The sequence below is a fragment of the Microbacterium sp. 11MF genome, assembly GCF_000383475.1.
Lineage (GTDB): Bacteria > Actinomycetota > Actinomycetes > Actinomycetales > Microbacteriaceae > Microbacterium > Microbacterium aquilitoris.
Genome location: NZ_KB911461.1, coordinates 154,184 through 173,668 on the forward strand (window position 1 = coordinate 154,184; position 19,485 = coordinate 173,668).

Sequence of the window (19,485 nt, forward strand, 5' to 3'; positions counted from 1 at the left end):
CAGAGCCGCCGGAAGACTTCAGATCTACGCAATCGCCACACGAAGGAGAATCACATGGCACGTGCAGTGGGAATCGACCTCGGAACGACCAACTCGGTCGTCGCCGTCCTCGAAGGTGGCGAGCCGAAGGTCATCGCCAACGCCGAGGGTCTTCGCACGACCCCGTCGGTCGTCGCGTTCACGAAGGACGGCGAGGTGCTCGTCGGCGAGACCGCCAAGCGCCAGGCCGTCACGAACGTCGACCGCACCCTGACCTCCGTCAAGCGCCACATGGGCACCGACTGGAAGACCCAGGCGATCGACGGCAAGAACTACACGCCGCAGGAGATCTCGGCCCGCATCCTCCAGAAGCTCAAGCGCGACGCCGAGCAGTACCTCGGTGACACGGTGACGGATGCCGTCATCACCGTCCCCGCCTACTTCAACGACGCCGAGCGTCAGGCCACGAAGGAGGCCGGTGAGATCGCGGGCCTCAACGTGCTCCGCATCATCAACGAGCCCACCGCTGCCGCTCTCGCGTACGGCCTCGACAAGGGCAAGGAGGACGAGCTCATCCTCGTCTTCGACCTCGGTGGTGGAACCTTCGACGTCTCCCTCCTCGAGGTGGGCAAGGACGACGACTTCTCGACCATCCAGGTGCGCTCCACCGCCGGTGACAACCGCCTCGGTGGTGACGACTGGGATCAGCGCATCGTCGAGTACCTGATCAAGCAGTTCAAGGACACGAGCGGTGTCGACGTCTCGGGCGACAAGATCGCCCTGCAGCGTCTGAAGGAAGCCGCTGAGCAGGCCAAGAAGGAGCTCTCGAGCTCGCAGTCGGCCTCGATCAACCTGCCCTACCTCTCTCTGACCGACTCGGGCCCCGTGTCGCTGTCCGAGACCCTGAGCCGCGCGAAGTTCGAGGACCTCACCAAGGACCTCCTCGACCGCACCAAGAAGCCGTTCGAGGACGTCATCCGCGAGGCCGGTATCAAGGTCGCCGACATCGACCACGTCGTGCTCGTCGGTGGATCGACGCGTATGCCCGCCGTGAGCGAGCTCGTGAAGAAGGAAGCCGGCAAGGAGCCCAACAAGGGCGTCAACCCGGACGAGGTCGTCGCTGTCGGCGCCGCCCTGCAGGCCGGTGTCCTCAAGGGTGAGCGCAAGGACGTGCTGCTCATCGACGTCACCCCCCTGAGCCTCGGCATCGAGACCAAGGGCGGCATCATGACCAAGCTCATCGAGCGCAACACGGCCATCCCGACCAAGCGCAGCGAGACCTTCACGACCGCCGACGACAACCAGCCGTCGGTGGCCATCCAGGTCTTCCAGGGTGAGCGCGACTTCACCCGCGACAACAAGCCGCTCGGCACGTTCGAGCTCACCGGCATCGCGCCGGCACCCCGCGGCATCCCGCAGATCGAAGTCACGTTCGACATCGACGCGAACGGCATCGTCCACGTGTCGGCGAAGGACAAGGGCACCGGCAAGGAGCAGTCGATGACGATCACCGGCGGCTCGTCGCTGCCGAAGGACGACATCGAGCGCATGGTGCGCGAGGCCGAGGAGCACGCGGCCGAGGACAAGAAGCGCCGTGAGGCCGCCGAGGTCCGCAACCAGGCCGAGACGCTCTCGTACTCGATCGAGAAGCTCCTCAGCGAGAACGCCGACAAGCTGCCCGAGGACGTGAAGACCGAGGTCCAGGCCGACGTCGACGCGCTCAAGACGGCGCTCGCGGGCGACAACGACGACACCGTCAAGGACGCCTACGACAAGCTGAACGCGTCGCAGACCAAGATCGGCGAGGCGATCTACGCCGCGAGCCAGGCCGACGCCGCACAGGCGCCGACCGATGCTCCGGCCGGCGAGCAGGCGGCATCCTCCGATGAGGATGTCGTCGACGCCGAGGTCGTCGACGACGAGGACGAGAAGAAGTAAGCATGGCGGACAAGGACTTCGAGAAGCCGGACGAGGGCGACGACGTCGCCGCGACCCCGGCCGAGGAGTCGGTGGAGCCCGCCGGGGATGCCGACACGGAGCCGGCCGCGCTCACGGTCGACGACATCCTCGGCGCGGCCCAGTCCGACGAGGCTGCTGTCGCGGATGCACCGGAGGAGGAGCACGACCTGCTCCTCGACCTGAAGCGCGTGCAGGCGGAGTACGCCAACTACCGTCGCCGCACCGAGGAGCAGCGCGAGGTGGAGCTCGCGCGCGCCAAGGGCGCCGTCGCGAAGGGGATGCTCCCCGTGCTCGACGACCTCGACCGCGCTGAGAAGCACGGCGACCTCGCCGAGGGCAGCGCGCTGGCGGCGATCGCCGAGAAGATGCGGGCCGTCGTGGCCCGCCTGGGAGTGGAGCGTTACGGCGCTGCGGGCGACGCGTTCGACCCGCAGCAGCACGAGGCGATCTTCCAGGCGCCCACGCCCGGCACGACCGAGCCGACGATCCTCGAGGTCGTCGAGATCGGTTACCGCCTCGGTGACCTCGAGCTGCGTCCGGCGAAGGTCGTGGTCGCGGTTCCGGCTGAGTAAGGGGCGCTGATGGCCAGTCAGGATTGGTTCGACAAGGACTTCTACAAGGTGCTCGGGGTGTCCAAGGACGTCTCCGACGCCGACCTGAAGAAGACGTACCGCAAGCTGGCTCGCACCTACCACCCCGACTCGAACGCGGGGGACCCCGCGGCCGAGGCGAAGTTCAAAGAGGTCAGCGAGGCGTACTCGGTGCTCAGCGACAAGGAGCAGCGCGCCGAGTACGACCAGCTGCGCGCCATGGGGTCGGGGAGCGCCCGCTTCCAGCCCGGGGCGAGCGGCGGGTTCGAAGACGTGTTCAGCCGGTTCCAGCCGGGTAGCGCGGGCGGCCAGCAGGCCGACTTCGATGACCTCTTCGCGATGTTCGGGCAGCAGAGCGGCGGACGGTTCGGTTCCGGTCGCTTCGGGCAGCCGAGCGGCGGATTCCGCGGCTTCGGCGGCCCGCAGCGCGGGGCCGACGTCACCGCCCGCACGACGCTCGACTTCACGACGGCCGTGAAGGGTGACACCATCACGCTCCAGGGCGACGACGGCAAGCCCATCAAGGTGAAGATCCCCGCAGGGGTCTCGGACGGGCAGAAGATCAAGCTGCGCGGTCGCGGCCGGCCCTCGCCGGACGGCGGCGAGGCGGGTGACATCGTCCTCACGGTCGGTGTGCGCCCACATCCCGTTTTCACGCGCGAGGGGCTGAACCTCCGCATCCATGTTCCCGTCACGTTCACCGAGGCGGCGCTGGGTGCGACCATCGAGGTCCCGACGCTCGGCGGCGACAGCGTCAAGCTGCGCGTCGCGCCGGGGACCCCGTCCGGGCGCGTGCTGCGCGTGAAGGGCCGCGGGGTGCAGACGGCGAAGGGCACCGGCGACCTGCTCGCCGAGGTCCAGGTCGCCGTCCCGACCCACCTCGACGGACCCGCGCGCGAAGCGCTGGAACGCTTCCACGAGTTGGAGCCCAAGGAGAACCCGCGCGCCGATCTGATGGCCAAGGCGCGCGAGTGAGGTGAGACGCATGGCGAACGAGCAGGTCGACGAAGACGCCCCGATCCTGGCGATCGCGGTGGCCGCTGAGCTCGCCGGCATGCACCCGCAGACGCTGCGTCAGTACGACCGGCTGGGACTCGTGGTACCGGCGCGCACCCGTGGCGGGTCGCGCCGGTACTCCCTCCGTCACGTCGCGCAGCTGCGCGAAGTGGCGCAGATGTCGGCTGACGGCGTGAGCCTCCCGGCCATCTCGCGCATCATCGAGCTCGAGAACCAGGTGCGGATGCTGCGCCGCGAGGTCTCGGGACTGCAGGGTCGCCTGCGCGACGAGGTCGCCGCACGCCGCGGTGCCCGCGTGTTCGCCGCCGGCGCGACCGGCTCGGTCGTGACGCTCCGCCAGGGCACGCGCGTGCGCCGCGCGACCGACGTCGTCCTGTACCGCCCCCACCCCCCGACCGACTGACGCGCCGGCGCCGGCGTCGGGTCGTCGAAAGGTCGCAGATGGTCGCCCGGCGACATCGAAAGCGGCCATCTGCGACGTCTCGAGGCGTCTGCACGGGGCGCGCCGCCCGTGGGGCTTTCCACAGGGGGGGCGGATTCGGGGTGGGGCCGGTGGTGAGGGGTGGATCGTGGGCGGATGCCGAGCGTCCTTCCCCCGGAGCTGCCGGACCGCTTCCTGGTCGGGTGGGCGATCGACGCGGGTGTGACACGCCGTCGCTTGCGGCATCCATCACTCGCGGCGCCGTTCTACGGCATCCGCTCGCGCGAAGCGGCGGACGACGTCAGAGCACTCGCCCTCAGCTACCTGCCCAAGCTGCGGTCCGGCGAGCACTTCTCCCATGCGACGGCCCTCGTGCTCGCCGGCGGCTGGGCTCCTGATCGGCTCCGACTCGCCCTCGATGTGACCGCGATCCCACCGACCGTGCGGGCTCGCGGCGCGGGAGTGCGCGGGCACCGTTCGCAGACGGCGCACGTCCGATTCGTGGACGGGATGCCGGTGGTGGACCCGGCCGCTGCGTGGTGCCAGGCGGCATCCCTTCTCAGCGATCGAGAGCTCGTCGTGGCGGCGGACGCGCTCCTCCGTCGCCACAACCCTGTGCTCACCGTCGGGGCTCTGGAGGCTGAGGTCGCTGATCGGGACGGGTCACGCGACGTGCGTCGACTGCGACGTGCGCTTGAGCTCGCGGAGCCAGGCACGGATTCCGTCGCGGAGACGCTCCTTCGACTGGACGCGCGAGACGCAGGGCTCCCGCCGTTCCAGGTGAACGCCGAGATCAGGGATGCACGCGGGCGGTTCCTGGCCTACGGTGACCTGGTCCACGCGCCGACGAAAGTCCTGCTCGAATACGACGGGCAGCAGCACCGCCTCGATGACCGCCAGTACTCGCGCGATGTCGATCGCCTCGACGACCTCGCCACCGCAGGGTGGCGCGTGATCCGGGTGAACCGCTCGCACCGTGGTGCCGCGCGTCGCGGCATCCTGGAACGCGTTCGAACCACCCTGATCGAGCGAGGCTGGCGCGCCGAGACGTCGCAGATGGTCGCTGAGCGGCAGCGAAAGTGACCATCTTCGACGCCTCGCCGACGGCCGAGCGGATGCCGGGGGTCAGGCGGGGTCGATGCGGAGGGTGCCGGGGCCCTCGCCGACCGTCAGGTCGGTCACGAGGCGGAGCGAGCGGGCGAGGGCGTCGACGGCGGGGATGACGGTGCCGAAGCGCTCGCGGTCGGAGATGACGGCGGTGAGGGTGACGAGGTGGGTGCCGGTGTCCCACGTGTACGACGCGAAGGGCGTCTGGCGCGGGTTCGGCGGCAGGGGCATCTCGAGCTTCTCGGCCACGCCAAGCGGGGAGCCGGTGAAGCTGACCGTGTCGTCGTACTCGATCGGCATGCTCGCGCGCATGGTCCGCAGCTGGGGCGTGAGCTCCTGCACCTGCGCCATCGCGACGAGGAGTTCGGGGTCGTCCTTCCACACCCACGCGAGCAGGCGACCGTCGGCGCGGCGCATGAGGGCGGGGATCGCCTGGCTCATCGCCCACGCGGCGACCTTGCTGCCGGGCTGCTCGCGACCGAACGCGGCGTTCGCCTGGGCGAGCAGCATCCCGATCGCCTTCTTGCGGGCGCGGCGCCCTCGGAACCCGAACGAACCGGTGATCGGGACCCACTGAGCGGGGTCCACCTGGGCGGAGAGGCGGAGGCCGGTGAGAGGCGTCATCGCTCCAGCGTAGGTTGCTAGGATCCGCCTATGCTGCGCGCCCCCCACGTCCGCAGCGCCGTCGCAGTGATCGTCGCGATCGCGCTCAGCCTCGCCCTCCCCGTCTCGCCGGCCTCCGCCGCGGGCACCGTTCCCGCCAAGCCGGGGCTCGTCAACTATGTGGGCGCCTCGCTCACATCGCTGACCGTCGACTGGGCCGACATCCCCGGTGCGACGAGCTATTACGTCTACGCGAACACCAGCCACGACCTGGTCACCCGACCCGCGCAGCCGATCAACCAGAAGGTCACCTCCTCGAAGGCGACCGTCACCGGGCTGAAGCCGGGGGTCGCCTACTTCATCCAGGTGCGCGGCGTCTCGGCCACGGGCATGGGGCCCCGGTCATCGCCGGTGGCCCACGAGACGATCACGGCGCAGGCGACGTTGCCCGCGGGCTCGCCGAGCTACCTCGCGGTCAGCTGGAACGTGTGCTCGAACGTCTGCTCCGGTTTCTCGACGCGCAAGAACGTCATCAACAAGCGCATCACCGAACTCGCCCCCGACATCGTCGCCCTGCAGGAAGCGTCGAAGTACACGACGCCGCCCAGCGGCTACACCTTCGCGTACAACGGGCAGAACGACATCCTCATCCGCAACGGCCGGTTCACCCGCGTCGCCGCCAAGTCGGGCGGCGCCACCTCGGGCGCCGTGCTGTTCCCGTCGCAGTACGCCTCGGCGGGCAAGGGGATGTCGTGGGCCGCCGTCCGGCACAGTTCCGGCGCCTACCTCCTCGTCGTCGACACGCACCTCGTGGTCGGGACGTCGGCATCCGTCGTCCGTCAACGCCAGTACGAGGCCGGCAAGCTGGCGGATGCCGTGACCGCGACGCTCACGAAGCTCAACAAGACGCACCGGTCGCTGACCGACTGGACGAAGGCGCCCGTCATGATCGTGGGCGACCTCAACACGCACAAGTCGCGCGTGGGTGACGGCACCATGGCCGCACTCGAGAAGCGCGGGTGGCACGACGCGTACGACCAGGCGCGCACCCTCAGCCTGCAGCACTACAACACGGCGAACCCGACCATGTCGCTGACGCCCTTCACGAGCGTGACCTGGGGCGACCACATCGACAAGGTGCTCGTACGGCCCTCGCGGTCGGTCGTCTACTCGTGGAAGAACGCGGGGAAGACCGCGGGCGGCAAGTGGATCGGACCACTCGGGTCGGACCACCATCCGCTCGCCGTCCGCGTGGGCCTCCGCTGAGGCGCGCCGATCCTCCACCGGAGGACGCCCCGGTCCCGGGCTAGAATCGAGCCCCGGCGCCCCGCACATCCCTGCGCCCCATCGGCGAGAAAGCCCCTTGCCTCCGACGCACAGATTGGCCCGTACCCCGTGACCATGACGCCCCCGGACGATCCCGCCCCCGAGCGCGGACCCCTCACCATCGTGATCGCGGCCGACACGTTCGCGCCCGACGTCAACGGAGGGGCTCGCTTCACCGAGCGCCTCGCCGCGGGCCTCGCCGCACGCGGTCACGACGTCCACGTCGCGACGCCGAGCGTCGGGCACCGCAACCACGGCGTCTTCACCGAGGACATCGAGGGCCAGCCGCTCACGGTGCACCGCCTTCCCGGCTGGCGCTACCGGCCGCACGACTGGCTGCGGTTCGTCCTGCCGTGGATGGGCAAGCACTACTCGCGCCGGCTGCTCGACGAGGTCGACGCGGATGTCGTGCACAGCCAGTCGCACATCGTGATCGGTCGCGCCCTGACCCGTATCGCGAACCAGCGTGGCATCCCCGTCGTCGCGACGAACCACATCATGGCCGACAACATCCTGGACTTCACGCTGCTGCCGAAGTTCCTGTACGACATCTTCCTGAAGATCGCGTGGGCCGACGCGGAGCGCACGTTCAAGATGTCGCGCGCGGTGACGACCCCCACCCGCAAGGCGGCGGAGTTCCTCGAGAACACGATCGACATCTCCGGCGTCGTGCCGATCAGCTGCGGCATCCGCCAGAGCAACTACACGCCGAACCTCGAGCCGCGTGAGAACCGCCGCCGGGTGCTGTTCGTCGGCCGCCTGACGACGGAGAAGCACGTCGAGGTCACCCTCGAGGCGATCACGAAGCTGCCCGACCTCGACATCCAGTTCGAGATCGTCGGCGGCGGCGATCAGCGCAAGAGCCTCGGTCAGGTGACCGAGCGTCTCGGCCTGGCCGACCGTGTGACCTTCCTCGGGCGGGTGTCCGAAGAGGAGCTCCGCGCCGCCTACACCCGCGCCGACGTCTTCGTCATCGCCTCGGTCGCCGAGCTGCAGTCCATCGCGACGATGGAGGCCATGGCCTCGGGTCTTCCCGTCATCGCGGCCAACGCCGTGGCGCTGCCCCACCTCGTCCACGACGGCGAGAACGGCTATCTGTTCGAGCCGGGCAACGCCGACGAGCTGGCCGAGAAGATCCGCACCGTGCTGACGGCGGACCAGGCCGAGTACTCGCGGATGCAGCAGGCCTCGCTCCACGGCGTCGAGATCCACGACATCGAGCGGACCCTCGACACCTTCGAGAAGCTCTACCGCGGCGAACCGCTCGGTGGCTGAGATGCGTCTGTTCTTCGACGCACGTTACATCCGCACCGACTTCCACGACGGCATCAGCCGCTACTCCGCCGAGCTCGCGCAGGCAGTGGCGGATGCCGCATCCGCCTACCGCACCGAGGTCACCTATCTGATCCACGACGAGCGGCAGCGCGCCTTCCTGCCCGCCGATGCGATCACTCTGACGATCCACGCGCCCACGTCGGCGAAGGAACCGTTCTCGTCGCTGCTGCTGAACCGCCACAGGCCGGACGTGCTGTTCTCGCCGATGCAGACGATCGGGTCGGCCGGCCGGCGGTTCCGCCTCGTCCTGACGCTGCACGACACCATCTACTACCGGCACCGGACGCCGCCGCGGGCGCTGCCCTGGTACGTGCGTGTCGGCTGGCGGCTGTTCCACCTGTCGTACTGGCCGCAGCGGTGGACGCTGAACGCCGCCGACCTCGTCGCGACCGTCAGCGAGACGAGCGCGCGCCAGTTCGCGCGCGTGCGTCTGACGAAGCGCCCGGTCGTCGTGATCCCGAACGCGCCGCAGCGCCTCGCCGAACTGCTCCCCGACGGTGCCGCCGTGGGCTCCGGCCCCGTTCGGAACCTCGTCTACATGGGCTCGTTCATGCCGTACAAGAACGTCGAGACGCTCGTCACGGCCATGCGGGAGCTGCCGGATCACACCCTCCACCTGCTGTCGCGCATCACGCCCGAGCGTCGCGCCGAGCTGACGGCGCTGGCCGGCGGGGCGTCGGTCGTCTTCCACGACGGGGTCACGGATGCCGCTTACGCCGCGCTCCTGGCAGACGACGCCGCTCTCGTCACGACGAGTCTCGACGAAGGCTACGGGCTGCCGGTGGCCGAAGCGCTCGAACTCGGGGTGCCCGCGGTGGTGACCGACATGGAGATCTTCCGCGAGGTGGCCGGAGACGGCGCGCTCTACGTCGATCCGCTCGATCCGGAAGCCGTCGCCCGCGCCGTGCGGTCGCTCGATGAACCCGGGATGCGGGGGCGACTCGTCGAGGCGGGGACGCGTCACATCCGCTCGTTCGAATGGGCTCGGTCGGCGAAGATCCTGCTCGCCGCGGCGACCGATCTGACGCGGCGCTGAGCCGGGTCAGGGGCCGGGGTCAGATGCCGCCGGCGCCGCCCGCGTTGCTGCGGTTGTCGACGTAGACGGCCGTGGCCTTCGCCATGCGCGCTTCGGAGTCGGCACCGCGACGCGCAGCCGCGCCGTGACCCTCTTCATCGGTCACCGAGCGGTCGAGTCGCGCGCGTCGACGTGCGACGACAAGGCTCAGGGCGACGATCGCGACGACGACGGCTGCGAATCCGAGTTCCATGGTCACAACCTAGCCGTTACCGCAGCGGGTGGAGAAAAAGAGGTCAGAGGAACTGTCCGCCGACCGTGGAGGAGAGGAACCCCAGGACCGTCCCCACGAGGGTCGCGGCTGCGAGGCCGATCGCGATCCCGCCGAGGAGGCGGGCCCCGGCATCCCGGCGCACCGCGATGAACCCGAGGATGAGGGCGACGACGGCGAGGGCGCAGGTGAAGAGCGAGAACACGGCGTTGACGATGCCGTACAACTGCGGGTCGTAGACCGACCGATACAGCTGGATGGTGATGGCCGGCCAGAGTCCGCCGAGGAGTACGGGAGCCGCCGCCACGAGCAGCGCGGCGATGGCGAAGCCGCGGCCGCTTCCGGCACCGCCCGCCGGAGGAGGAGTGCCGTACGGGTAGGACGGCTGCCCCTGGGGTGGGTACTGGGGTGAGTACTGCGGCGGCTGCTGCGCGTCCGGCGGGACGGGGTCGGTCATGGCTGTCCTCTCGCGGGGCCCCGAGTCTAGGGGCGTGGTCCCGCGGGGCGGAAGGGGGTGCTCCGGGGGACATGCCGCCGTCGTGGCAGGAACGCTATGCTTGCTCGCATCCTGCCACCAATGGCCGCATCGACGCTGCTCGCAGGAATCCTGCCAGCCGAACACCATCCGGGGAGAACGCCATGATCCGCACCGTCGCCTGCGTCGTCCAGAGCGGGTTCGCGCCCTTCGAGTTCGGGCTCGCCTGCGAGGCGTTCGGGCTCGATCGCAGCGACGACGGCATCCCGAACTTCGACTTCCGGATCGTGACCCCTGATCCCGGCGCGATCCCCAGCAACCTCGCGTTCTCCATCAACGTCGATCACGATCTGACGTTCGCGGACGAGGCGGACGTCGTCGTCATCACGCCGATCCCCCGGGAGGCGTGGGGCAGCGTGGACGAGCGGGTGCTCGACGTGATCCGCAGGGCGGTCGCGCGAGGCGCGTGGGTGCTGACGGTGTGCAGCGGGGCGTTCGCGGTCGCGGCATCCGGTGTCCTGTCGGGGCAGCGCGCGACGACGCACTGGCGCTACGCCGAGACCATGGCGAGCATGTACCCCGACATCGAGGTCGACCCCAACGTGCTGTACGTGCAGTCGGGGCGGATCATCACGAGCGCCGGGACGGCGGCCGGGCTCGACGCGTGCCTGCATCTTCTGCGGCTCGAGCTCGGGGCCGAGGCGGCGAACACGATCGCGCGGCGCATGGTGGTGCCCCCGCAGCGCGACGGCGGCCAGGCGCAGTTCATCGCGTCGCCGTTGCCGGTGTCGACCTCGCTCTCGCTGACGCCGGTGACCGAGTGGATGCTGGAGAACCTGCGGCGCGACTTGTCGGTCGACCAGCTGGCGGCGAAGGCGCACATGTCGCCGCGGACGTTCGCGCGGCGGTTCAAGGCCGACTACGGGACGACGCCGGCGGCATGGTTGGGGCGGCAGCGGATCCTCCATGCGCAGCGCCTGCTCGAACAGACCGACCTCGGACTGGACGCGATCGCGTACGAGTGCGGCTTCGGTTCGGCGGCCGTGCTGAGGCAGAACTTCGCGCGGGTGCTCGGGACGACGCCGACGGCATACCGGTCCCGCTTCGCCTGCGCCGCTGTCATGGCGTCGTGATAAAGTTGAGCCTGACGGACTCAACCTTTTATCGAGCTTTCAGGAGCAGATGATGAACGCACAACCGGCATCCGGCCAGGGCGATCAGGGCAGCGCCCTGGAGCAGTTCGGCATCAACCTCACCGACCGTGCGCGGCAGGGCAAGCTCGACCCGGTCATCGGACGGGACGGCGAGATCCGCCGGGTCAGTCAGGTGCTCACGCGGCGCACGAAGAACAACCCGGTGCTCATCGGCGAGCCCGGCGTCGGCAAGACCGCCGTCGTCGAAGGGCTCGCCCAGCGCATCGTCGCGGGAGACGTCGCGGAGTCGTTGAAGGGCAAGGAACTCATCGCGCTCGACATTTCCGCGCTCGTCGCCGGGGCGATGTACCGCGGGCAGTTCGAGGAGCGGCTGAAGAGCGTCCTCAAGGAGATCACCGACTCCGAAGGGCGCGTGATCACCTTCATCGACGAGCTGCACACCCTGATGGGGGCCGGCGGCGGCGAGGGTTCGGTCGCGGCATCCAACATGCTCAAGCCCATGCTGGCGCGCGGGGAGCTGCGCCTGATCGGTGCGACGACCCTCGACGAGTACCGCGAGTTCATCGAGAAGGATGCCGCGTTGGAGCGGCGCTTCCAGCAGGTGTACGTCGGCGAGCCGAGCGTCGAGGACACGATCGCGATCCTCCGCGGGCTCAAGGAGCGGTACGAGGCGCACCACAAGGTCGCGATCTCGGACGGCGCCCTGGTGGCGGCGGCGGCGCTGTCGAACCGGTACATCCCGGCGCGGCAGCTGCCCGACAAGGCGATCGACCTGATCGACGAGGCCGCCTCGCGCCTGCGCATGGAGATCGACTCCGCGCCGCTCGAGATCGACGAGCTGCGTCGTCACGCGGATCGGCTCAAGCTCGAGGAGCTGGCGCTCAAGAAGGAGAAGGATGACGCGTCGAAGGAGCGTCTCGCGGCGCTGCGCGACCAGCTCGTGAAGGTGCAGCAGCAGCTCGACGACCTGCAGGCGCGGTGGGAGCGGGAGCGCGCGTCGCTGAACGCGGTCGGTGATTACAAGACGCGCCTCGATGCCCTGCGCGTCGAGGCGGAGCGCGCGCAGCGCGAGGGCGATCTCGAACGTGCGTCGCGGCTGCTGTATGCGGAGATCCCGGCGCTCGAACGCAAGCTGGCCGAGGCGGAGATCGCGGAGGGCGCTGTCGGCGATGGGGCCGAGCGGATGGTGGGCGATCGGGTGACCGAGGAGGACATCGCCGAGGTCATCGCGGTGTGGACCGGCATCCCGGTCGGAAAGCTGCTGCAGAGCGAGAGCGCTCGACTGGTGCACCTCGAGTCGGAGCTCGGCAAGCGCCTGATCGGGCAGAAGCCGGCCGTGAAGACGGTGGCGGATGCCGTGCGTCGTTCGCGTGCGGGGATCAGCGACCCGAACCGGCCGACCGGGTCATTCCTGTTCCTGGGGCCGACGGGTGTCGGCAAGACCGAGCTTGCGAAGGCGCTCGCGGAGTTCCTGTTCGACGACGAGCGCGCGATGGTCCGCATCGACATGAGCGAGTACGGCGAGAAGCACGCCGTCGCGCGGCTCGTCGGTGCCCCTCCGGGGTACGTCGGGTACGAGCAGGGCGGTCAGCTGACCGAGGCGGTGCGGCGCCGTCCGTATTCGGTGGTGCTGCTCGACGAGGTCGAGAAGGCGCACCCTGAGGTGTTCGACGTGCTGTTGCAGGTGCTCGACGACGGACGGTTGACCGACGGCCAGGGGCGGACGGTGGACTTCACGAACACGATCCTGATCCTGACGAGCAACATCGGATCACCGGTGCTGATCGATCCGACGCTGACGGACGACACGAAGCGCGAGCAGGTCATGGCGATGGTGCGGCAGGCGTTCCGGCCGGAGTTCCTGAACCGCCTCGACGACGTCGTGATGTTCACACCGCTGACCGAGTCGGATCTGGCTCAGATCGTCGAGCTGGCGGTCGATGCGCTGCAGCGGAGGCTGCACGCTCGCCGGTTGACGCTCGCGGTGACGCCGGACGCGCGGGCGTGGCTCGCCGAGCGCGGCTACGATCCGCTGTTCGGGGCGCGACCGCTGCGGCGGCTGATCCAGTCCGAGATCCAGGACAGGTTGGCGATGGCGCTGCTGTCGGGCGGCGTGCACGACGCTGATGTGGTCCGGATGGATGTCGCGGTCGACGGCTCGCAGCTGGTGCTGACGAGCAGCGGGCCGACGCCGCCGGAGGAGTCGGGCGACGACACCATCGAGGCGGAGCTGCTCGACTGATGACGCCGGTCGCGCTGGGGCATGGCGTGGTCCTGCGCGAGGTCGTCGGATCGGATGCGGCTGCCCTCGCCGAGGCGTACCGCCGCAATCGAGAGCGGCTGGCGCCATGGGAGCCGGAGCGAGCCGAGCGCTTCTTCACGGATGCCGGTCAGGAGTCGGCGATCGAGGTGATGCTGCGCGAACGTGAGGCGGGGACCGGCGTTCCGTTCGTGCTCGAGGCGGGAGAGTGGATCGTGGGGCGGGTGAACCTCTCGGGCATCGTGCGCGGACCGTTCCAGAGCGCGAACCTCGGGTACTGGATCGACGGCGAGCTGGGTGGACGAGGTGTGATGACCGCCGCGGTGGATGCCGTGGCTCGAGTCGCCGCTGAAGATCTCGGCCTGCACCGCATCCAGGCGGCGACGCTGCTGCACAACGCGCCGTCGCAGTCGGTGCTGCGCCGGTGCGGCTTCGCGGAGATCGGCGTCGCGCCGAGGTACCTGCGGATCGCGGGGCGGTGGCAGGACCATCTGCTGTTCCAGCGGATCCTGGAGGGCTGAGCCGGTCGCATGTCGGTTCGCGGCGGTGTCGGTTCTGAGCGGTGTCGGTTCGTGGACGTGCCGGTTCGCGGGCGAGAGGCCCGTGCGCGAGCTGGGGTAGGCGCCCGCGGTCCACGCAGTGCGGGGCCGGGGAGCGGCGGTTCAGAACGGAGCGGGGTCGCCGGGCGTTGTTTCGGCAGGGGTGAAGGCGACGGCCGGGGTGGGTGCGTCTTCTCTGTAGGTCCTGCCGAGGGGTGAGGTCCATTCGAGGACTCCACCCGACAGTTGTCGGACTCTCCAGGCGGTGAACTGCTTCATCGAATGGTGTCGTTGGCATAGGTGGGCGAGGTTGGAGAGTTCTGTCCCACCGCCGAGGGCGTGGTCGTGGGTGTGGTCGACTTCGCAGCGGATGGCGGCGACGCGGCATCCGGGGAACCGGCAGTGCTGGTCGCGGGCTTGCAGGAACCGTCGCATCCCGGATGGGACACGGTACGAGTCGGTGGCGACGGTGACTCCGGTGGTGGGGTCGTGAAACAGGCGCTCCCACACGTGCGTCGCGCCGGCGAGTGTGCGAGCGGTGGCCGGGTCGATGGGCGAGCGGCCGGTCAGGTCGCACGGCCCGTCGTCGACACCGGTCAGGGTCGCCGCGGGGATGAGTACTTGCACGCGTGCGCGGATCGCGCCGAGCGGTCCCGCCGTCGTGTCGCGCGTGTCGTCGAGCGCCGGGGTGCCGGCGAGGAGGAGATCGGCGAACACGTCGGCGCGGACCTGATCGATCGAGCGCGCATCGGTCGCGACGATTTCTGAACCTGTCGCGCGTTCGCCCCGGGTGTCGATGATCGCTCGTGCCTGCTGTGTCAGCCGGTCGTGGATGCCCTCCGCGATCACCGTCGGCAGTGTCGCGATCACGTCCGACATCCCATCCCGTCCTGGCGTTAGTCGCACGCACCGGCCCGCCGCAGCTTCCTCGTGTCGTTCCGCGAAGGTCCGGGGGTGCATCCGGTGGGCGAGGATCTCGAGCTCGCCTCGAACCCGGTTCGGTGTGTCGCCTTCGCACCGTTCGATCGCGACCTTCTCGAACTCCGCCCACATCTCGGCGGGCAGGTTCAGCCCGGTCTCGACGATCGCCCTCACGTGCGCCTGTACGATCCGCCCGGACTCCCACGCGGCCACCGCCGCCGGGAACCCTTCGATCGTCACCCGGGCTTCCCTGATCCGGCGTTGCACCGTCCGGTCGGTGATGCGCATCGCCCCAGCGACCTCGGCCGAAATGGACCGCAGCACCATGTCGTGCAGGGTGACTTTCGCGTTCGGGGGCGCGCCCTGCTCCTCCGCCAACCGGCCCGCGGCAGCGAGCACACGCAACTCCCGGATCTGCACCCGAGCGACCTCAAGGGCAACGTCCTCGACGTCCGCAACGATCCCCGAGATGGCGGCGAGATACGACTCGCCACCGGGGGTTTCCGCCGCATCCGTCATACCTGAACCCTGCCACCAACCTCCGACATCCAGACCCCGAAAACCGCTTAAAACACACGCTCCGCACACGGCCGAAGGTGAGAAACGTCTCATCTGCGAAGGACCCACCCTCGGTACCTGAGTAGGCCCCAGCCAAGCCCTGTCCGGAGCGTGAAAGGATCGAGCATGCGAACCGCACGGGCCCTCTGGGGTTCCACTCACCCGGGCCCCTCGCTCGTCGTCACCGTGTTGTCCCTCGCCCTCGGCATCGCCGCCGGTCTGGAACCCTGGCGGCTCATCGTCCTCGTCGTCGCGGTGTTCGCCGGTCAGGTCTCGGTCGGTCTCTCCAACGACGCGATCGATCTGTTCCGCGACGCGACCGTCGGCCGCTCCGACAAGCCCCTCGTCCGAGGCGACACCCGCGTCCGCACCGCGTGGATCGCGGCGGGGATCGCACTCGGGGTGGCCGTCCTGCTCTCGGCGGTGCTCGGCTGGGGCATGCTGTTCGCCCACGTCATCGCCCTCGTCTCGGCCTGGAGCTACAACGCCGGACTCAAGGCGACGCCCGCATCACTGCTGCCGTTCCTCGTCAGCTTCGGGATCTTCCCCTCGCTGGCGACGCTCTCGGCGCCCGCCCCGCAGCCGGCTGCACTGTGGGCCGCCTTCGCGGGGGCCATGCTCGGCGCCGCCGTGCACCTCACCAACGTCCTGCCCGACCTCGACGACGATCGGCGCACCGGCGTCCGCGGTCTGCCGCACCGGATCGGGCCCGCGGCATCCGTCATGCTGGCGGTCGTCGGCATCGTGGTCGCCGCGATCGCCGTCCTCATCGGCAGTCTCGTCGAGGGCGCCTCACCGCTCGCGATGATCGCGTTCGCTCTGCTCGTCACGGGAATCGCAGCAGCGGTGATGATCCGGATGCGGCGTCGCGGCCCCGACCGCACCGGTTTCCGTCTCGTGATGCTCGCCGCGCTCGTCCTCGCCCTCCAGCTCGTGGTGGCGTCGGGCGCCGCATGATCCGCGCACTGGCGGAGTAGTTCCGACACTCACCGCGCGGCGGCGTCGAGCCCCATCGCGTAGGCGTGCGGCACGAGCGACCCCGTTGCGGCGAGGAGCGAACCGAGAACCCGCGACCGGACAGCGTCGGCGCTGCGTGACACCGGTCGACCGAGCCCCATGTTCACGGCCGCCATCCGGCCGGCGACGCGGGACGAGCGCAGGCGGTCGCGTTCCCACTGGGCGAGATCCGCCTCGGGCGCCGACCCGAGCCGCATCCATGCCGCGAGAAGGGGCGCGAGGGTCGCGGCATCCAGCAGACCCAGATTGAGGCCCTGCCCCCCGATCGGGCTGATCTCGTGCGCCGCATCCCCGATGACGAACAACCGGTCGCGACGCATCGACGGAGCGAGCACGCGCCGCACGCCGAACGCGGTCGCCTCGCTCACGACGTCCGCGGCCTCGGCTTCGCCGCGCGTACGCATCGCGTCCTTCAGCCGGCGAGCCAGCGCATGCGGCTCGAGCGATCCGCCGGCATCCCACGCGACGAACCGGCGCCGCCCGTCCGGCAGCGGGAACGACTCCAGCACGCCTCCCGGGGCCAGGTGCACGAGGGCGGTCTCGGCGTCCTCACGCGGTGGGAGGGCGGCATCCGTCATCAGATACCGATCCGGGTATGCAGTCCGCCGCAGCGCATCGGGGCGGTACACGAGGTCGCGCACACTGACACCCCCGGCGACCACGACGATCGGCGCGACCCGCTCGCCGCGATCGGTCTCGACCCGCACGCGAGCGCCGTCGGGCGCCACGCGCGTCACCGTCACGCCGCGTTCGGGATGCGGGCCGTCGCCGCGCAGGGCCGCCTCGGTCTCGACCTGCGGCAGTGTCGCGACGTACGGGTGCCGCGCGTCGAGCCGCCCGAAGTCGACCACGCCGATCGCGCGCCCGCCGCTGCGCGCCTCGCCGCGGCGCACGCGGACAGCCCGGGTCAGGATGCGGTCGGTCGCCCCGCCGGCTTCGAGTGCAGCGAGCGTCGGGGCGTGCAGACCGATGGCCCGCGATCCGCCGCCGGCGGTGGGGCGGCGTTCCAGCACGGCGGCGTCGACGCCGAACCGCGCCAGCTCGGCCGCGAGCAGCGTGCCGACCGGGCCGGCGCCGATGACGAGGACCTCAGCCATCGCCGTCCGCCACCGCGAGCAACCGGAACGGCGCCGGCGAGGCCACTCGCCACGGCTCGCCCAAGGTCGATTGGAGCTCGCCTGCGCGGTAGCTGCGGCGGATCGACCGCAGTCCGTCGGTACGGAGGAACGTCCCGCGCTCGAGTGCCGTGATCCCCATGCCGTAGAGCGCATACGCCAGCGCGCCGCGCTCGATGTCGGCGTGCATCACGGTCCCGGCGGCGAGCGCCCGGGTGTCGACGGCGAACTCGGTCAGCTCATCCGCCTCGAGATGATGCAGGACGTGGTTCGACAGGACCAGGTCGAACGTCTCACCTGCCGCACGGAGGCTCGCGGCATCCGTGGCGGCGAAGCTCACCCGATCGCTCGCGCGCGTCCGCGCCACCTCGAGCGCCCGCGGGTCCGGATCGATCCCGAGCCAATACACGTCGAGCCCGTCGCGCTCCGCCCACTGCGCGAGTCGCGCGATCACGTCTCCGCCGCCGCTGCCGACGTCGAGCACGCGGGCGGGTCGCCCGAGGCGCTGCAGCCGGGGGCGGATGCCGAGCCGCCAGACCCGGCCCCACCCGCCGATCGCTCGGTTCACGAGGTCGAAGCGTTCGAGGGTCGCCGCGAGCGCGACCGGATCGCAATCCGGGTCGTCCATCAGTTCGCGGAGGGCCGCGTCGCGTTCGGCGAGGTTCATGCCGCCGCCCGCCGGAATGTCAGCCGAGCCGCCTCGAGGGTGAGCCCGGGGCCGAACGCGAGCGTCGCCACCCGGTCGCCGTCGTCGAGGTCGCCGGCGAGCAGCGCGCCGAGGATGAACAGGATCGTCGCGCTCGACATGTTGCCGTAGTCGCGGAGCACGTCGCGCGACACCGTGAGCGCGTCGGCGGGCAGGGCGAGACCCGTCTCGACGCGATCCAGCACGCTGCGCCCGCCGGGGTGGACCGCCCAGGTGTCGACGCCGTCGTCGCCGAGGAACGACTCGACCGCGCCGCGGATCTCGCGACCGATGATGCGCGGCACCTCCGCCGAGAGGATCATCTCGAATCCGGTGTCGCCGATCGTCCAGGCCATGTCCTTCTCGCCCTCGTCGGTGAGCACCGTCGCGAACCGATCGAGCTCGAACGAGACCCCGGTCGCGCGCGACGCGTCCGCACTGACGATCGCCGCGGCGGCACCGTCGGCGAAGACGGATGCCGAGACGATCTCGTCGTGGTCCGCCGGGGTCCGCACGTGCAGTGAGCAGAGCTCCGCGCAGACGACGAGCACCACGGCGTCGGGGTGGGCGGCGCAGATCTGCGATGCCGTTCGGAGCGCGGGCACGGCGGCCGCGCACCCCATGAACCCGAGATGTGAGCGCGCGACGGTCGTCGGAAGCCCCAGGTCGCGGACGAGGCGGTAGTCCGGCCCCGGCGCGAACATCCCCGTGCACGACACGGTCACCACGTGGGTGACCTCGGCCGCATCGACGGATGCCGCAGCCAGAGCCTTACGCGCCGCCTCGGCGAACAGCGGCGGGGCCAGTCGGATGTACGCGTCGTTGCGCGCCCCGGTCGAGGGCGACAGCAGGTCGCCCGTCGCGGTGACCGTCGGCATCCGCTCGTCGCCTTCGGGCGCGGCCGTCGCAGCGGCGGCTGCGGCGAGATCGTCGAGCACCGTGTGGCGGGTCTCGATCGCCGAGGCGTCGAACGCGGCGCCGATGAGGCGCTTGGTGAGGCGATCGGCGCCGGGTTGCCCGGCGAACAGATCGCGCACCTGGTCCTGTCGCAGGCGGGCGCGGGGCACGGCGGTGCCGATCGACAGGATCCGGGTGGTCATTGCCTCACCGTAACCGTCGGAGGCGTGCGTGGCGCCGC

19 protein-coding genes are annotated in these 19,485 nt (G+C 70.2%); 12 read left to right on the forward strand and 7 right to left on the reverse strand.

The features are described from left to right. Positions 1 to 54: 54 nt before the first annotated feature. The 5 genes from dnaK to H286_RS0112850 all read left to right on the forward strand — a co-directional run bounded on the left by dnaK (position 55) and on the right by H286_RS0112850 (position 5,049). Positions 55 to 1,917: a molecular chaperone DnaK gene (gene dnaK, locus H286_RS0112830; protein WP_020098471.1), complete on the forward strand. Its 1,863-nt coding sequence runs from the start codon at positions 55 to 57 to the stop codon at positions 1,915 to 1,917. A 2-nt stretch (positions 1,918 to 1,919) separates the two neighbouring features. Beyond that, positions 1,920 to 2,510, forward strand: a complete 591-nt coding sequence (locus H286_RS0112835; protein WP_020098472.1) for a nucleotide exchange factor GrpE — start codon at positions 1,920 to 1,922, stop codon at positions 2,508 to 2,510. 9 nt (positions 2,511 to 2,519) lie between these two features. Further along, positions 2,520 to 3,503, forward strand: coding sequence for a DnaJ C-terminal domain-containing protein (locus H286_RS0112840; RefSeq protein ID WP_020098473.1), 984 nt, complete (start codon positions 2,520 to 2,522; stop codon positions 3,501 to 3,503). 10 nt (positions 3,504 to 3,513) lie between these two features. Then, positions 3,514 to 3,948, forward strand: a complete 435-nt coding sequence (locus H286_RS0112845; protein ID WP_018187594.1) for a heat shock protein transcriptional repressor HspR — start codon at positions 3,514 to 3,516, stop codon at positions 3,946 to 3,948. 174 nt (positions 3,949 to 4,122) lie between these two features. Then, complete coding sequence (locus tag H286_RS0112850) at positions 4,123 to 5,049, forward strand: hypothetical protein (RefSeq protein ID WP_020098474.1); 927 nt, start codon at positions 4,123 to 4,125, stop codon at positions 5,047 to 5,049. A 42-nt stretch (positions 5,050 to 5,091) separates the two neighbouring features. Here H286_RS0112850 and H286_RS0112855 read toward each other — a convergent pair whose 3' ends face one another. Beyond that, positions 5,092 to 5,697, reverse strand: coding sequence for a hypothetical protein (locus H286_RS0112855; RefSeq protein ID WP_018187592.1), 606 nt, complete (start codon positions 5,695 to 5,697; stop codon positions 5,092 to 5,094). 30 nt (positions 5,698 to 5,727) lie between these two features. On the opposite strand from H286_RS0112855, the gene H286_RS0112860 reads away from it, so the two are divergent. From H286_RS0112860 to H286_RS0112875, 3 genes are all read left to right on the forward strand, one after another. Next, positions 5,728 to 6,942 carry a fibronectin type III domain-containing protein gene (locus tag H286_RS0112860; protein ID WP_020098475.1) on the forward strand — a complete coding sequence of 405 codons (1,215 nt, stop codon included), beginning with the start codon at positions 5,728 to 5,730 and terminating at the stop codon, positions 6,940 to 6,942. A gap of 135 nt (positions 6,943 to 7,077) precedes the next feature. Beyond that, complete coding sequence (locus tag H286_RS0112870; protein WP_028497515.1) at positions 7,078 to 8,277, forward strand: glycosyltransferase; 1,200 nt, start codon at positions 7,078 to 7,080, stop codon at positions 8,275 to 8,277. A 1-nt stretch (position 8,278) separates the two neighbouring features. Then, on the forward strand, positions 8,279 to 9,373 hold the full coding sequence (locus tag H286_RS0112875) for a glycosyltransferase (RefSeq protein ID WP_028497516.1): 1,095 nt from the start codon (positions 8,279 to 8,281) through the stop codon (positions 9,371 to 9,373). A gap of 19 nt (positions 9,374 to 9,392) precedes the next feature. Here the strand turns inward: H286_RS0112875 and H286_RS0112880 are convergent, their stop codons facing one another. Beyond that, positions 9,393 to 9,605, reverse strand: coding sequence for a hypothetical protein (locus H286_RS0112880; protein WP_018187588.1), 213 nt, complete (start codon positions 9,603 to 9,605; stop codon positions 9,393 to 9,395). A gap of 43 nt (positions 9,606 to 9,648) precedes the next feature. Continuing rightward, positions 9,649 to 10,080 (reverse strand): hypothetical protein, encoded by a 432-nt coding sequence (locus H286_RS0112885; protein ID WP_020098478.1) that lies wholly within the window; start codon positions 10,078 to 10,080, stop codon positions 9,649 to 9,651. Positions 10,081 to 10,262: 182 nt separating this feature from the next. Between H286_RS0112885 and H286_RS0112890 the strand changes: the two genes are divergently transcribed. Genes H286_RS0112890 through H286_RS0112900 form a run of 3 tightly spaced genes read left to right on the forward strand, consistent with a single transcriptional unit; the run spans position 10,263 to position 14,033 of the window. Continuing rightward, entirely contained in the window at positions 10,263 to 11,231 is a 969-nt protein-coding gene (locus H286_RS0112890; protein WP_020098479.1) for a GlxA family transcriptional regulator, read from the forward strand. Between the two features lie 49 nt (positions 11,232 to 11,280). Beyond that, entirely contained in the window at positions 11,281 to 13,494 is a 2,214-nt protein-coding gene (locus tag H286_RS14640) for an ATP-dependent Clp protease ATP-binding subunit (protein ID WP_020098480.1), read from the forward strand. Next, positions 13,494 to 14,033, forward strand: coding sequence for a GNAT family N-acetyltransferase (locus H286_RS0112900; protein ID WP_020098481.1), 540 nt, complete (start codon positions 13,494 to 13,496; stop codon positions 14,031 to 14,033). Before H286_RS14640 ends, H286_RS0112900 begins: the two co-directional genes overlap by 1 nt. 141 nt (positions 14,034 to 14,174) lie before the next feature. On the opposite strand, the gene H286_RS0112905 is transcribed toward H286_RS0112900, so the two are convergent. Further along, on the reverse strand, positions 14,175 to 15,491 hold the full coding sequence (locus H286_RS0112905; protein ID WP_020098482.1) for an HNH endonuclease signature motif containing protein: 1,317 nt from the start codon (positions 15,489 to 15,491) through the stop codon (positions 14,175 to 14,177). Between the two features lie 165 nt (positions 15,492 to 15,656). On the opposite strand from H286_RS0112905, the gene H286_RS0112910 reads away from it, so the two are divergent. Next, positions 15,657 to 16,487 (forward strand): UbiA family prenyltransferase, encoded by an 831-nt coding sequence (locus H286_RS0112910; RefSeq protein ID WP_020098483.1) that lies wholly within the window; start codon positions 15,657 to 15,659, stop codon positions 16,485 to 16,487. Positions 16,488 to 16,516: 29 nt separating this feature from the next. Here H286_RS0112910 and H286_RS0112915 read toward each other — a convergent pair whose 3' ends face one another. The 3 genes from H286_RS0112915 to H286_RS0112925 are packed head-to-tail and all read right to left on the reverse strand — an operon-like array spanning position 16,517 to position 19,447. Next, positions 16,517 to 17,644 carry an FAD-dependent oxidoreductase gene (locus tag H286_RS0112915; RefSeq protein WP_020098484.1) on the reverse strand — a complete coding sequence of 376 codons (1,128 nt, stop codon included), beginning with the start codon at positions 17,642 to 17,644 and terminating at the stop codon, positions 16,517 to 16,519. Then, a complete protein-coding gene (locus tag H286_RS0112920; RefSeq protein WP_020098485.1) occupies positions 17,637 to 18,329 on the reverse strand; it encodes a methyltransferase domain-containing protein in 693 nt (230 codons plus the stop codon). Before H286_RS0112920 ends, H286_RS0112915 begins: the two co-directional genes overlap by 8 nt. Further along, a complete protein-coding gene (locus H286_RS0112925; protein ID WP_020098486.1) occupies positions 18,326 to 19,447 on the reverse strand; it encodes a type III polyketide synthase in 1,122 nt (373 codons plus the stop codon). Before H286_RS0112925 ends, H286_RS0112920 begins: the two co-directional genes overlap by 4 nt. Between the last annotated feature and the right edge of the window lie 38 nt (positions 19,448 to 19,485).

Coding starts and splice junctions, on each gene's coding strand:
- H286_RS0112875 (WP_028497516.1), top strand. CDS start 8,279: ATGCGTCTGTTCTTCGACGCACGTTACATCCGCACCGACTTCCACGAC.
- H286_RS14640 (WP_020098480.1), top strand. CDS start 11,281: ATGATGAACGCACAACCGGCATCCGGCCAGGGCGATCAGGGCAGCGCC.
- H286_RS0112850 (WP_020098474.1), top strand. CDS start 4,123: ATGCCGAGCGTCCTTCCCCCGGAGCTGCCGGACCGCTTCCTGGTCGGG.
- H286_RS0112845 (WP_018187594.1), top strand. CDS start 3,514: ATGGCGAACGAGCAGGTCGACGAAGACGCCCCGATCCTGGCGATCGCG.
- H286_RS0112925 (WP_020098486.1), bottom strand. CDS start 19,447: ATGACCACCCGGATCCTGTCGATCGGCACCGCCGTGCCCCGCGCCCGC.
- H286_RS0112910 (WP_020098483.1), top strand. CDS start 15,657: ATGCGAACCGCACGGGCCCTCTGGGGTTCCACTCACCCGGGCCCCTCG.
- dnaK (WP_020098471.1), top strand. CDS start 55: ATGGCACGTGCAGTGGGAATCGACCTCGGAACGACCAACTCGGTCGTC.
- H286_RS0112900 (WP_020098481.1), top strand. CDS start 13,494: ATGACGCCGGTCGCGCTGGGGCATGGCGTGGTCCTGCGCGAGGTCGTC.
- H286_RS0112840 (WP_020098473.1), top strand. CDS start 2,520: ATGGCCAGTCAGGATTGGTTCGACAAGGACTTCTACAAGGTGCTCGGG.
- H286_RS0112890 (WP_020098479.1), top strand. CDS start 10,263: ATGATCCGCACCGTCGCCTGCGTCGTCCAGAGCGGGTTCGCGCCCTTC.
- H286_RS0112920 (WP_020098485.1), bottom strand. CDS start 18,329: ATGAACCTCGCCGAACGCGACGCGGCCCTCCGCGAACTGATGGACGAC.
- H286_RS0112835 (WP_020098472.1), top strand. CDS start 1,920: ATGGCGGACAAGGACTTCGAGAAGCCGGACGAGGGCGACGACGTCGCC.
- H286_RS0112905 (WP_020098482.1), bottom strand. CDS start 15,491: ATGACGGATGCGGCGGAAACCCCCGGTGGCGAGTCGTATCTCGCCGCC.
- H286_RS0112885 (WP_020098478.1), bottom strand. CDS start 10,080: ATGACCGACCCCGTCCCGCCGGACGCGCAGCAGCCGCCGCAGTACTCA.
- H286_RS0112860 (WP_020098475.1), top strand. CDS start 5,728: ATGCTGCGCGCCCCCCACGTCCGCAGCGCCGTCGCAGTGATCGTCGCG.
- H286_RS0112880 (WP_018187588.1), bottom strand. CDS start 9,605: ATGGAACTCGGATTCGCAGCCGTCGTCGTCGCGATCGTCGCCCTGAGC.
- H286_RS0112915 (WP_020098484.1), bottom strand. CDS start 17,644: ATGGCTGAGGTCCTCGTCATCGGCGCCGGCCCGGTCGGCACGCTGCTC.
- H286_RS0112870 (WP_028497515.1), top strand. CDS start 7,078: ATGACGCCCCCGGACGATCCCGCCCCCGAGCGCGGACCCCTCACCATC.
- H286_RS0112855 (WP_018187592.1), bottom strand. CDS start 5,697: ATGACGCCTCTCACCGGCCTCCGCCTCTCCGCCCAGGTGGACCCCGCT.